The sequence below is a fragment of the Nitrospirota bacterium genome, from assembly GCA_035516965.1.
Taxonomy (GTDB): domain Bacteria; phylum Nitrospirota; class UBA9217; order UBA9217; family UBA9217; genus MHEA01.
Map to the genome: position 1 here is coordinate 1 of DATIZR010000021.1, position 12,547 is coordinate 12,547.

Below are 12,547 nucleotides of genomic sequence, written 5' to 3' on the forward strand. Positions count from 1 at the left end.
GCACCCCGGCATCTGCTTCTTTGAGGATCGCGATGATCTGTGTTTCGGTGAATCTCGAGCTTTTCATGAGAACCTCCTGGCGTCCATATAATGCCAGAAAGCTCTACTTTTAGCATGTCTCTTTTTTAGGGAAGCTTACGATAGGGGTTGGATACCCTGGGAGCACAAAAAGGGGAGCAGGCCAAAGAAAAGGGGCTACAGCAATTGCTGTAACCCCTTGAGTTGATTGGTAGCGGGGGCCGGATTTGAACCGACGACCTTCGGGTTATGAGCGGCATAAAGCCATTTTTTAGAGACCGTTGATAAAAGCTTGGTTTCCCGTTTTGCTTTCATAATCGAGGCTTTATCAGCTGCATATTGTATGTGTCTATTGCGTCTATCTTGCCCCTTAGGATATTTTTTATCACATTTTTATCACACGAAAAAAGGCCGTGACCTTCGAGTTTTCAACACGAAGGTCGCATTTAATCAAGCGGAAAGCACCGACACCTGTCCTGTCTTAGGCAGGGTAAACGGGTCTTCTCCCTGCCGCTTAGACTGCGATAGTAATTATCATTAAATAGGTTTTCTGGAGAGGGTAAGATTCGATATGTAATGGAACACTAGCACGCTCAAGCCGCTGTGGCAGAGTCGACGAGATGCCGGGGTGAGCTGAAAAGCGCGAATAGGGTCATCGGGATGAGAATGGTGTAAAGGCCCGTGACGACCGGGGTATACCCGAGATTTTTATGTAAACGATCACATCGGGAATGGCGAGAGCAGCCGGATCGCCGCTTATCCGCCTGATCAAACATCGGATCGACGCTAATGCTTCGTCATTCGGAAATCGGAAACTTTGCTGATGTCGCCCGAGACGGCTTCATTTCTTGGTACTTTCTTGTACGTCCTGCAGTCAGGATATCTCGAGCACCTGAAACGCATAGTATTTTCGTCATACATAATTGTATAGATACATGATGCTACCGCAGGCATCGCATAATGGTCTCTTCTGGACTCTCGTACGATAACAATCGGTAAACTGCACACCACACATCAAGCAGAGATAGCGTGGAGATGATGTAATCAAAATGTAACAATGCTGTCATACCCGTGTAACGGGTCATCTGTATCATTCTCAGAAGTTAACGGTCAGGATTTACGTGCCTTTAGATGAAAAATAGCGGAGACTTACCAATTGGTTCAGTCATATTGACGTTCATATGAACAATATTATTATAAAGATAAAAAATGGGTTTGTCGCGGATGTTTATTGCACTGCATCTGCCAATGTGATCGTTGTCGATTGCGATACCATCAAGGACGGAGAAACGTTTGAGGAACGCATGTTAAAAGCGGTCATCATGATGATCGAGCAGCATGTCGTACCCGAGGAAATCGGTAGTCTGGTGCGGTCGCTGGTGCTTGAGCGAGGAAAATTGGCAGATGGGATTCATGAGGAGTGTGCTGCTCCGGCTCAGACTGCGGAGAGAGTTTTCGAATCCTAAGACGTCGAGCCCCGCTTCGATCTGGGGTTATGGGATCGCATTCCGCTCCTATGTGCTTTATTATGATGACTTGTCTTTTGCGGGATCTGAACTGCATAAATAAATAGGATTCATGAAATCAAGATTGCATTATTCTTATTTCAATTGAGAGGTGCATCGAATGAAAATTAGCGTCCTGAAAGTAATTCAATATGTTCTGACGACTGCAGGACTTCTAATCGCCCTTCTCTTTACCATTCTTATTATTCGTACCATGTGAAAACAGCAAGAAATGCCATCAACCGTAAAATGATTTGCAGCTCGCCTGGTTGATTACGTCTCTCCAAGCCTGTCTGCAGCTTGGTCAACTACTAAATAACTTTTAGTTTATAAAAAGAGCCTTTGATATATCTTTATCAAGTTGATCCTTTCGCAACAGCATGTCTATGTTAAGATCGGCTCAGCATTGTACCAGCGTTAAACAAGTACGTGATTTGACCCACCATACAGAAGGAGTTACCGTTTGCTAAAACGTATGACAAGCCTGTTGGCTATTATAATTGACATGCTAAAGAGCCTTGCATTGCTGGAGTATCCGGATGATATCCTTGAATTGATCGAAGAAACCAAGGACGGAATTAATTCCTCTGATAATGTTACAGTATGGGCACGAGCAACACAAAATCATTTCTCCAGCAAAAAAGCATGATATATCAGGTCGTCTTTCAACGTGATGACCCGCGCATCCTTGATTTTAAAGACCGACCCTAATATTCTCTGATAATCCTCAAACATATAGAATGCAAAGAATCTTTCTTCGTCATTATAGTCGGTCCATCTGAGTTTTCCCTCATAATCCCTGTCCCCATAGACCCCCAGGTAAAACAGACCTCCCGTCCGCAAGATCCTACGTGCGCCATAGAGTACCTTTGGCAGGTCTTTTTTAGGAACATGCAGAAAGCAATTTATCGAGTAAATGCCATCAAAATAAGCATCCTCGAATTTCATCTCATAAACGTCCATAGTTATGGCATGGACGTCCTTTTCTATGCAACAGCTCACATGCTCCTCTGAAAGGTCAATCGCAGTCACATCAAGACTATTCTCCTTAAAGAAGAGACTATCCTGGCCGGTGCCGGCTCCGATTTCCAAAATTCTCCCTGAATTGTTCCGGATAAAGGCGTCAAGAGCATACTGCCGTTCACGGATTTTCCATGAAGGACGGTCAGCATTATCTCTCGTCCGGGCATAGCGGTCGTAAATGTCCCTGAGTTCATTTTTTATTATTTCACTCATCAAAGTATCTCACCAAGATTATGCAGCAGGTTGCTACACACAAAAAAGGCAGAACCTTTGCACTTTTAACACAATAGTCGCAGTTAATCAGACGAAAAGCACCGACCCATGGCCTGTCTTACGAGAATAAAAAAACGGCTTGACGACGATCTTTTCGAAGATGAGCAGACGCGCCTATTCCCCTTTTTTAAGCCTTTCCGCATAGTACGGAGGCAACCCGCTCGTAATGATCGCTGTGGAGATTTTTTGAACATCGTATTTGACTCTGATGAAGTCGGCTGTTACTGTCCCGGATGTTATTTTTATAACAGCAATACATGCTCTTGGGTCATGGTCCTTCGGCTTTCCTACACTTCCTGCGTTTATAAATGTTTTACCGCTGACACGTCTTGTGTAGGGTTTATGCGTATGCCCATAGACCAGGATGTCGGCATCGGCCTTGTCGGCCATTTCCTGAAAGAATTTCCCTGGCCGGTCTTCATACCAGTAGAGATTGTTCTTGTGTGGTGTGGCATGGAAGAGCTTCATTCTTTTCCCGTTACTTGTGAGCGATAGTTCCGTCGGTAATTTTTTCATATACTCTTTACTGTCGTGTGAAGTATGCTTTTTTGTCCACTCAAAGGACATCTGCGCCATTTCTGCCTGTAAAGGGTCTTCATATTTGCACCCGCAGTGTTCGCGGTCATTCGCCACCGCCTCGTCATAATTACCCTGAACGCCTTCGATATTGTGTTCTACAAGAAAGTCCACGACCTCGTTCACGAACGGAGCATATCCTCCCAGGTCCCCAAGATGGTATATGGCATCAGCTTTGATAAGTCGTGCCTCGTGGTAGGCAGCCTTGACGGCCTCGATATTTCCATGGATATCACCGAATACTGCTATCAGCATCTCATATCTCCTGCAACCGGTACTTGTTTCGATTTCTGATCTATGTAAATTCTTCGATATCTTTCGCTAAAACTATATATCTGTTATGTTACAAATTTATTACAAAATATTAACAGAGAAGTCGAATGGCAGACGGCGATCTCAAGAAAATGCATCTCTTTGCAACTACCATGATAATCGCATCGTTTCGCCATTCGAGACTACCTGGATTCTGTAATATTACTGTAACAATTAAAATGTAACATTATGTCTAACAGCCAAGGCACGGGGTACTTCGGGGTGAGCATTGAAACGGGAACCTATTATCAGATAGTTCAAGGCCACGACAATACGGGCACACATCGCAGAAGAGCCTTTCAATTGTAATATTTATCATCTTCCCGTTGTTGTAAGGATGGTTATGTCTAAAGATACTTTCGAACCAGTATGCTGCCCAAGGTGCTCATCGGTTGCGTTAAACAGAGATGGAAAGGCACGAACAGGGAAACAGCGCTTTCTCTGTTTAATGTGCGGGATGCAGTTTACCGATTCACAGCGATCCAAGGTCAGCGAAAGACCGTTGTGTCCGGAGTGCGGCAGCCCCATGCATCTGTATAGGCGCGAGCCCGCGGGCATACGTTTCAGGTGTTCACGGTATCCGGTCTGCAAGACTTACAGAATGATCCTGCACGTATGATGGAAGGGCACCTGCTGAAGGACATTCATGTTAAGGTCACTTTATACGAATGATGAAGCCTACTAACATACAAACAAGAATACTCATCGTTGATGATGAACACGATCTTGTCGAACTGGTCACGTATAATCTGACCAAGGCGGGATTTAAGATCTCTTCAGCTTTCAGCGGTCTGGAGGCTCTCGATAAAATCAATAGAACTGCCTTCAATCTCATCATTCTCGATCTAATGCTTCCTGACCTTCAGGGGACCGAACTCTGCCGGATCATCAGAAATAACCCGAAAACGGCGGCCATCCCCATAATCATGCTGACGGCCATGAGTGATGTCGCTGACAGGATACGGGGCATTGAAACCGGCGCCGATGATTACTTGACCAAGCCCTTCATACCTCGAGAACTGATCGCTCGCGTAAATGCCGTCCTCCGAAGAACGGGCGGTAGAACATCTCACGAAGCCGTCGTCAGGATTGGCAGCCTGTATATCAACAAGGATCAACACCTTGCGAGCAAGGAAAATATCCAACTGACCCTGAGCGCCACAGAATTCAAACTTCTTCTCTATCTTGTGGAACGAAAAGGAAGAGTGCTGAGCCGCGAGCAGTTACTGGAAGCCATATGGGGAAATAACACGGTTGTGGAGCCGAGGACCGTCGATGTGCATATACGGCGATTGAGAATGCAAATCGAGGAAGACGCGTCCCAACCCGAATATATAAAGACACGGCGGGGAGCCGGATATTACGTAGATGGTGAATGATATTGGAGGCTCTTTTTTCTCGATTGCTTTAACACTTCTTCTGCACATTCGTTCCCCATCCGTGCAAAAAGCCCGTTCCAAGGTGCTCGGTAATATCGCGGTAGCAGAGATCAAGCTCGCGTTGCAGTTGCGGATTATGAGCGTTCTTTATTTCCTGGAGGAGAAGAACTACTTTGGGGCTGATTTTCCCTCGATGCTTTTTCATGCAATAAGTAGGGAGGTAAGAAATCGAATGCAGATCGAACATGCCGTCATTCCAGGAGAAGTCAAGATTGAAGATGCAGGATTGAAGACATTCCCGGGTATACATGGCAGACACAAAATTGCCGAGTGAATAGACAATCACCGCCTTTCTGGCCCCTGGCCTTTCACGGTCCTCAATGTTGTCAAAACCGAACGGTCTGTCTGCATTTACATCGATCAGCTCAAAGGGATGAAGAACATGGGGGTGATGCCCCATAATAACGTCCACGCCGAGAGCTATCAGGTCCCTGGCAACATTCATCATAGGGTAGGTCGGGAACATCTCAAATTCGTAGCCCCAGTGCAGGGAACAAATGACCAGATCGACATTATCTTCACGCGCTCTGCGCATATGTTCCTTTACCCGGGAATAATCGATCGGTTTTAATGGATCGGAGATTTCCAGGATGTTAAGAGAAGCTGCATGCCATGCATCAGATTTTTTTACATTGTTCAGACCCCAGGTATAGGCCAGTAACGCGATACGGCATCCCCTCTTCCGGATAACGACGTATTCCCGTCCCCGGCCGTAGGCGCCTGCACCGGCGTGTAGAATATTCCTTGCATCAAGTTCAGAGATTGTATTCAACAAGCCGTTGACGCCTTTATCGAGACAATGGTTGTTGATAATTGATACAGCCGTGAAGCATTGAGCAAGCTGATCAAGCATTGCCGGCGGGCTGTTGAATGTAAACAAGTCCGGCAGATCTTCGATGACCCGGTGATCGGCCGAGACCGGGGTTTCCAGGTTCCCGAGCACGACATCTCGACCTTGTAAAAAGGACACGACCTCTTCTGATAAATATTCTTTCCAGCCTTTTCTCATCCACATAATATCGCCCACCATACTGACCTGCAAATCACCTTTGCGTGCATGCTTTCCCCTATGAAGACCGTCATCGCTGCTTCCGAATAAATCAATGTTCTTGAGTGTAAAATGTCTGAGGAGGTATTGATTGACAGAGTATTTCTTTCTTCTATACTTTCGTAGGTAATGGATGGCGGATCTGAGATCGTAGAGAGGAAACCGGCTTATTTCGTATCTCACCCGTTCATAGGAGCGCTCAAACACTTCCTGCGACATCTGCTCATTGCAGTCAATCATTCCGCCTCCCTGCCTCGGTTGGTCTTTGACAAACAGTTTTGAGGGCGAGATCGCACCTTCAGTATAGCGGCGATGATACCAGAAAGGCGTTACAGGAGTATGAATAGCTGCGTCTGCGGAATAAATAAAATCATTACTTCCCTATTATCAAACTTCAACAGCCAGGAAGGCCGTCAATATGTGCTATCATAGTCAAGTAATGATGCCGTTCATGCTCAACAGAGATTTGCGAACGCCCAGGAAGCATACTCTGAAAGGCCGATCTTTCCTGGTGTTGTTCTTCAGTTACGCCCTGATAAGTGCTGTTTTCTCCTTGACTCCCGCTGCCGTTTTCGCGTTTTGCGACTCCCCTCCTTTGCACACCATCAGCATCAACGCTCCCAAGGGCATTCTCATAAATCCTCTTACCCGGATAACGATTGACGATGTGATGCGGCTGTTCATAAAAGGGTTTCCAAAGGCTTCGATACATCTCAATGATTCCACGGCGGATGTCCAGATTGTCCTGCCTGAAATTAGACCAGATCGCCAGGCAAAACAATCCGCAATCACATTCCCCCGGCCGTATCATAAGCTTTCTTATCCTGACCACGCGTATGAGTGGCGCTCTTTTGTCAAGGACGGCAGAACGATTCTCAAACTCGACACGTCATCGTATCAAGGCGTGAGCTTCGGACTTTACGGGCTGCTGCAGGAACGACTGGGGTTCAGATTCTATCACCCGAAGCAAACCATCATCCCATCGCACATTGTTTGGCCGCTGGCCGCCGTCTTTCGATGGAAGGCGATTCCCCGCTTCGATAAAAAGGGGTTCCATATTCATACGCTGCATCCCATCGAGCTGACCGAGCAGATTGAGAATGCAGACTACCCTCATGCGATCGAAGACGTCAGGGAGTACCTCGACTGGCTCGCCAGGAACCAGCAGAACCTGTTCCAGTTCTTTCTGCTCCGCGACGTGGACCGCTCGCGATGGATCAGCCATGCAAAAGCATTCACGGATTACGCCCACTCGCGGGGCATTCTCGTCGGAGTCGAGGTATCTCTTTCCATGCTTCAACAGAAGGCCTTTCAGCTTGTGAAGCTCCTTCGACCTTGGCCTTACCAACGACAGGCCGAATCCGCCCTTGCGTGGCTCATGCCCGTTCCCTGGGACTTCGTGACCGTTGATTTCTCCATGGGCGAATATCAGCCCGACCTCGGCACGAGCATGCCGGGTCTGCGGGACTCTGTCGTGCGGGAAATCGCGGAGCGATACAACAGGAAGATCATGCTTACGACCCACGTGATTCGTGGCGACGACCACCAGGTCAATGTCATGCCGGACGTGCGGGCCGGCATGCTCATACATACCGTCATGTGCTATTCCGTCGACGAACCCCTTGCACCGGTCTACGGCAACGCAAATCAGCGCCACATGCTGGCGCGGGCGAAGGAAGAGGTGCAAAAGCGAGAGACATGGTACTGGCCTGAATCTGCTTACTGGGTCGCTTTTGACAACTCCGTGCCGCTCCTGCTCCTGCCCTATCTCGACGCCCGATGGTCGGACATGAGAACCATGGAACAGGTCGGTGTGCAAGGGCACCTCACCTTCTCTTCAGGCTGGGAATGGGGTTATTGGCTGATCGACTGGAGCATAGCAAGGTGGTCCTGGGACTACGAGGAAAACGGCGTCTTAAAACCGAGCGATCCCATGACGAGAATTCGCGATCTCTTCCCCGAAGGAAGCACGGCAAGACTGTTGGCACAGGCATTGTCGCTTCAAAATATTTATTTGAAGGAAAAGGGGCTTATGCCCTTCCTCGCAGCTGCAGACCCCTCCGCCGAACTCTTCTGGCCATTCAATGTCCCCTTTGCTCCGCGAATTCCATTCACGTACCAATGGCTTCTGGACAAGGCCACGGAAAAAGAGGTGGACGCTGTACTGCGCGGCCCGTTGGCTTTGCTCGAAGAATACAGCCGCGCCATGAATAAGCTCGTAGCGCAACTCCGGGACCGGACCGGCGCGTACCATGGCAAACAGAAAGCGCTCGTGCAGGAGTTGACTGATGCGCTGGAGATCACTGCCATGAGGGCACAGCACCGAAGTCTGACGCTCCGTGCGCTGATCTCCTCGAGAAAGGGAAGCCTGGCCGGCCAGGACAGGGAATCTAACCTTGCCGCGGCCGCGGTTGTGCGAGGACAGGCAAGGGACATCGTGATGCGACGGGAGCAGGGCTATCGCTATCCCGTGGACCTGATCGCCCGGAAACGAAAGGACTTCACAGCCTACCACCTCGGCTATCTCTATCCCGTGAGAGACCTTCATTTTTGGCAGCGCGAAGAAGAGCAGGTGAAGAAACAGCGCTTCGACGCCTTCTTTATGAATATCTGGAACTTCCGGAGGATCGTGGGGATCGAGAGTCTTGCGTGGTGATCCTTGACAAGGCACATCTTATAGTTTGATAATATGAGCAGGCAGGTTTGACGGAATTGCATTGCCTGCCCACGGGTGACCATGGAATTCGCTTTTCCATTCAGCCTTGCGATCGCCAAGCTGCTGGCCTCAGACTATGTTTCCAGCCGCATACAGGTCAAGACAGAATATGAGTCCGTGAGACGGATTCTCAAAATGTTCAGCGGGCAGATCGTCAGGATCGTGGTGAACGTGCTCCTCCTGCTGGTTGCCGTTTATGGCGCCGATTGGATCCTCAGTCGCAGAACGAGCGTCCTCGTCATTTGCTCCGTGTACATGGCGTCGGTCGTCGAAAGCCTTGTGCGGCTGCTCCGCGGACTGCCCGACCTCTTCTCGCTCCTCTTCGTACACCACGGCAATCCCCGCTCTTTTATCAGTGGGAGAGTGCATCGGGAGGTGTACCAGCGGCTCGTCGAGGCTGATGCACGCAGTTCAATGTTCAGGCGGCTGTTCAAACAGCTGCTGCTCCGCCCGAACGAAGAGATCGCGCTCAAGGTGGCGCACAAGGCCACAGCCGCGATCTGGAGCCGGGTGGTTGGACGGTTCACAGCCACGGCGACGGCCCTTGTCGCCTATGTCGTCTTTTTCCGGTTCCTCGTCGCGCCCTATCTCATCACCGGACACACCAAGCTCACGGTCTGGCAGGCGCTGCTCTATCCGGTTGCCTACGCATCGGACCACTTTTTCGGCACATCCTTTGTAAAACATGTTCACTCTATCCGGTTTCGGCTGTTCCACTAGAACGAAACAAGGAGCTCTTCTTTTATGTCACCACACGAAGGGCACAAGCCGGTAGTGCACCTTCTCCGTGTAGTCCGCGTATCCCTGCAGGTTCTTAAGCAGGAATTTATCCCTCATCGAGTAGCCGCGAATCCCAGTATAGTTCTTCTTGCCAGATTGCTCATGCTTAAGAAGTTATGTGACCTCCGCATCCCTTTAGAAAAGCGGTTCCTGAATAAACGGAACATTGGGGCCGCGCCTACCAAGAATCCTAATTTTTCGTATTCTACCTTAAGATTGTAGGAGCTTCCGCTATTATTGTTCCCAATACCGCGGCCTCTATCTTGCTCATCTCGCCCAAACTGCCGCGTCGTTCTGTCATGCGCCGGAAGCGGGTGAAGTCCGTCGGCAGACCTTCGGTATCCACAAGATAAGCAATCTTTTGGATGATCATCCTGATATCTTCCGGATGTTTTATCCTGCCTTTTATCTTGGGAAAATAGCTCACCTTCATCCGGCCTCTGGAGCTGTCGAAATCGACATCCGTCACCCGATGCATTGCGAGAATGACATAATCGCCGAGCGACTGCCAAAAGATCTCGTCGTGATCTTTCCAGGACGGCAGGTGAAAACGCAATAAGGCGGGCTGTTTTTTCCCATTCGGCATAATGCTCTTATAAAGAAAGACCGGACAATCATCCGCTTCATTCGCCTTGATCTGTTCGAGCTTTTCGAACAGATTGATCCTTTGCTGCTTACGAAAGATCTTATCGACCTGCTCTAGAACGCTGCCTTGTCCAAGACCGTGCTGAACTTTCTCGATTACCGTTGTTAATGTGTCTGTCATGGTTCGACTCCCCCTCCCCGCAGCCTTCGCGCCATCAACAATACATTCGACCGCAGGCTTTGACTTCCGTCGTAGCTATCTCAATTGCTTCATCCCAATTCGAGGAAGCCGTTGGGAAACCATTATTATTATCTTACCATAAGCTCAAGTAGTAATAATAGTGCAGCAGTCATTAAATCCCTGTCGGGAAAATCATTTGGAATTGTGGCAATATTTTCAATTTGATCGCAGGCTTATCGTACCGCGGCTCCGGCACGATTTGCCTTCCGGGACTGTTCTCATCATCGGAGGCGGCATCTTCGAACGAAACCGTTTATCCCTTCTTCTCAGATAATCGCTCCATTCCGCCTTCAACCGAGCCGACTAAGTACCTTTTCCGCGGCCTGCTCTATAACTTCATCGGCCGTTTTTGCCTTCGCCAGAATAAAATAATCCTGCTTTTCGAGAAAGGCGATGAGCTGCTCTTCTTTGATCTTATTTTCATCAAAATGAATCAATGCGCTGCCGGTAAGAGGATTAGTTTCTACCGACGTTATCCCTTCCAGACCCCGTATATTTTTTTTAAAGATTGCCGCATTCTGAGGATTACCATGGACGAACGGCGTCTGAATCCTTAATCTGCCGGGCACATAATGATAATAATAATCCATACAATACAATGCTCCTTTCAAAATGCAAGATGCACACCACACTGAATCATGGTGTGAACCGGATCCCTGAACGGATGACAAAAAGTGCCTGCCGCAGCGCTGCTGCAACGATTCTCCAGGTCAAAAGTCCGGAGAATAAAAATAATACCCGATGCCAAGCGTAAACGCAAAATTGCCGTAAAGGGCGTGCTCAATCGAAACTACCAGGATCGATCTGCTCCCCAAATAGGTCGTCGCCCATAGAAGCCCGGCAGCGAACGACACGATAACGGCGACCCAGTTTCTGAAAAGAATATGGGCGAATGCAAAGAGAGCTGCGTTTGCCACGATACTTATACGCTCATGAGCAAACAGTGCGCCGTACCGGTGAAAAAAGAACGCACGATAAATGATCTCCTGCGGCACAACCGAGAGGGCAGGATAGACGATCATGATGAGCGCCCAGAGCGCAGGCTTGTGACGAAGGATCGCCAGAGCGTTGCCCGGCTCGACGAGGACCATATACAGTACGAGGCCACCCGCAATGATCGCGAAGCGCATGGACATCGTGGACCAGTTGCGGAAGCCGTTCAGTCCGAGTCGGCCTCGATCGAAGGTCTTGTCGCGCAAAAGCAGGACCAAGCATGTGATGCAGACGGCCAGGAGTGCGATGATCTTGGGACGGGGGATGAGATCTCCCAAGAGGAGAAGCGGCACTCCAAGGAAAATCCCGGCCATCTCGATCCATCTCACCAGTTTCATCGGCATCATGTTCCCTCTGATCGTTCAAATAAAGCGGCACCTGTCCGAACCGATCTCAGTTAGTATTTTCAAGCCATTCTGCCCGAACCGTCCTGCCTCTGCTTGCTGCCGCACTTATCTCGGAGAGTGCAGTCGCTGCTGGATCCCGGGAAGCGTTCCTCATCATCGTTTCAAGCAGTCTTGATTACCCCCGCACGCACAGGGTCCATTCGGCTGTCATAGGATCAGTGGGATGATTGAAATTATCCGGATAGAAACTATCATTCATCATTGCGCAGACGATCCAGCCCATGCTGTCCCGATTGTTCGTGATCTTGAAGGGGCCGGGACCATATGCTGCGCCGACAAATTGACCATCCTCGGTAAGTACAAGTGTGAGCGCGGACCATTTAGGTGCCCCGTTAAATATCGTATGAGAATCACCGGCAGGCCCCCAATAGGGACGGGTTTTCCCGGGCGACCACTGACCGTGAATGCTGATGGTTCTGCAAGTCCCGGAAAAGATCGTACCTACATAGGTTAGCCCCGTGGGATCCAAGACCTTCGTATCAAGGATGACTTTAGGTGATGTGCCCAATAGTTTCGTTATATCAAGATCGGGTGCATTCAGTTCAAGTTCTTGCTTTGCAGTCATGGATACCCCCTTTGTTTTGCCGGTTTGCCGCCCTTTCAAAGAAATATGCAGCAACCAACCGTTCAA

13 protein-coding genes are annotated in these 12,547 nt (G+C 49.1%); 5 read left to right on the plus strand and 8 right to left on the minus strand.

The genetic code is table 11. The annotated features are described in order from the left end of the window. Window positions 1-1,199: 1,199 nt before the first annotated feature. A complete protein-coding gene (locus VL197_01900) occupies window positions 1,200-1,484 on the plus strand; it encodes a hypothetical protein (protein ID HUJ16719.1) in 285 nt (94 codons plus the stop codon). A gap of 663 nt (window positions 1,485-2,147) precedes the next feature. Here VL197_01900 and VL197_01905 read toward each other — a convergent pair. After that, on the minus strand, window positions 2,148-2,759 hold the full coding sequence (locus VL197_01905; protein ID HUJ16720.1) for a methyltransferase domain-containing protein: 612 nt from the start codon (window positions 2,757-2,759) through the stop codon (window positions 2,148-2,150). A 174-nt stretch (window positions 2,760-2,933) separates the two neighbouring features. After that, a complete protein-coding gene (locus VL197_01910) occupies window positions 2,934-3,650 on the minus strand; it encodes a YfcE family phosphodiesterase (GenBank protein HUJ16721.1) in 717 nt (238 codons plus the stop codon). Window positions 3,651-4,050: 400 nt separating this feature from the next. Here VL197_01910 and VL197_01915 point away from each other — a divergent pair, with 400 nt between their 5' ends. Further along, complete coding sequence (locus tag VL197_01915; GenBank protein HUJ16722.1) at window positions 4,051-4,326, plus strand: IS1 family transposase; 276 nt, start codon at window positions 4,051-4,053, stop codon at window positions 4,324-4,326. 49 nt (window positions 4,327-4,375) lie between these two features. Then, window positions 4,376-5,086, plus strand: coding sequence for a response regulator transcription factor (locus VL197_01920; protein HUJ16723.1), 711 nt, complete (start codon window positions 4,376-4,378; stop codon window positions 5,084-5,086). 28 nt (window positions 5,087-5,114) lie between these two features. Here the strand turns inward: VL197_01920 and VL197_01925 are convergent, their stop codons facing one another. Beyond that, window positions 5,115-6,434: a CapA family protein gene (locus VL197_01925; protein HUJ16724.1), complete on the minus strand. Its 1,320-nt coding sequence runs from the start codon at window positions 6,432-6,434 to the stop codon at window positions 5,115-5,117. A 154-nt stretch (window positions 6,435-6,588) separates the two neighbouring features. Continuing rightward, window positions 6,589-7,005 (minus strand): hypothetical protein, encoded by a 417-nt coding sequence (locus tag VL197_01930; GenBank protein HUJ16725.1) that lies wholly within the window; start codon window positions 7,003-7,005, stop codon window positions 6,589-6,591. A 93-nt stretch (window positions 7,006-7,098) separates the two neighbouring features. On the opposite strand from VL197_01930, the gene VL197_01935 reads away from it, so the two are divergent. Both VL197_01935 and VL197_01940 read left to right on the plus strand, forming a co-directional pair. Beyond that, a complete protein-coding gene (locus VL197_01935) occupies window positions 7,099-8,850 on the plus strand; it encodes a hypothetical protein (GenBank protein ID HUJ16726.1) in 1,752 nt (583 codons plus the stop codon). Between the two features lie 81 nt (window positions 8,851-8,931). After that, window positions 8,932-9,630 (plus strand): hypothetical protein, encoded by a 699-nt coding sequence (locus tag VL197_01940; GenBank protein HUJ16727.1) that lies wholly within the window; start codon window positions 8,932-8,934, stop codon window positions 9,628-9,630. Between the two features lie 265 nt (window positions 9,631-9,895). Here the strand turns inward: VL197_01940 and VL197_01945 are convergent, their stop codons facing one another. From VL197_01945 to VL197_01960, 4 genes are all read right to left on the minus strand, one after another. After that, entirely contained in the window at window positions 9,896-10,456 is a 561-nt protein-coding gene (locus VL197_01945) for a hypothetical protein (GenBank protein HUJ16728.1), read from the minus strand. A gap of 350 nt (window positions 10,457-10,806) precedes the next feature. Then, on the minus strand, window positions 10,807-11,106 hold the full coding sequence (locus VL197_01950) for a hypothetical protein (GenBank protein ID HUJ16729.1): 300 nt from the start codon (window positions 11,104-11,106) through the stop codon (window positions 10,807-10,809). A gap of 120 nt (window positions 11,107-11,226) precedes the next feature. Further along, window positions 11,227-11,856, minus strand: coding sequence for a CPBP family intramembrane glutamic endopeptidase (locus VL197_01955; GenBank protein ID HUJ16730.1), 630 nt, complete (start codon window positions 11,854-11,856; stop codon window positions 11,227-11,229). Window positions 11,857-12,031: 175 nt separating this feature from the next. Beyond that, window positions 12,032-12,547, minus strand: coding sequence for a hypothetical protein (locus tag VL197_01960; protein HUJ16731.1), 516 nt, complete (start codon window positions 12,545-12,547; stop codon window positions 12,032-12,034).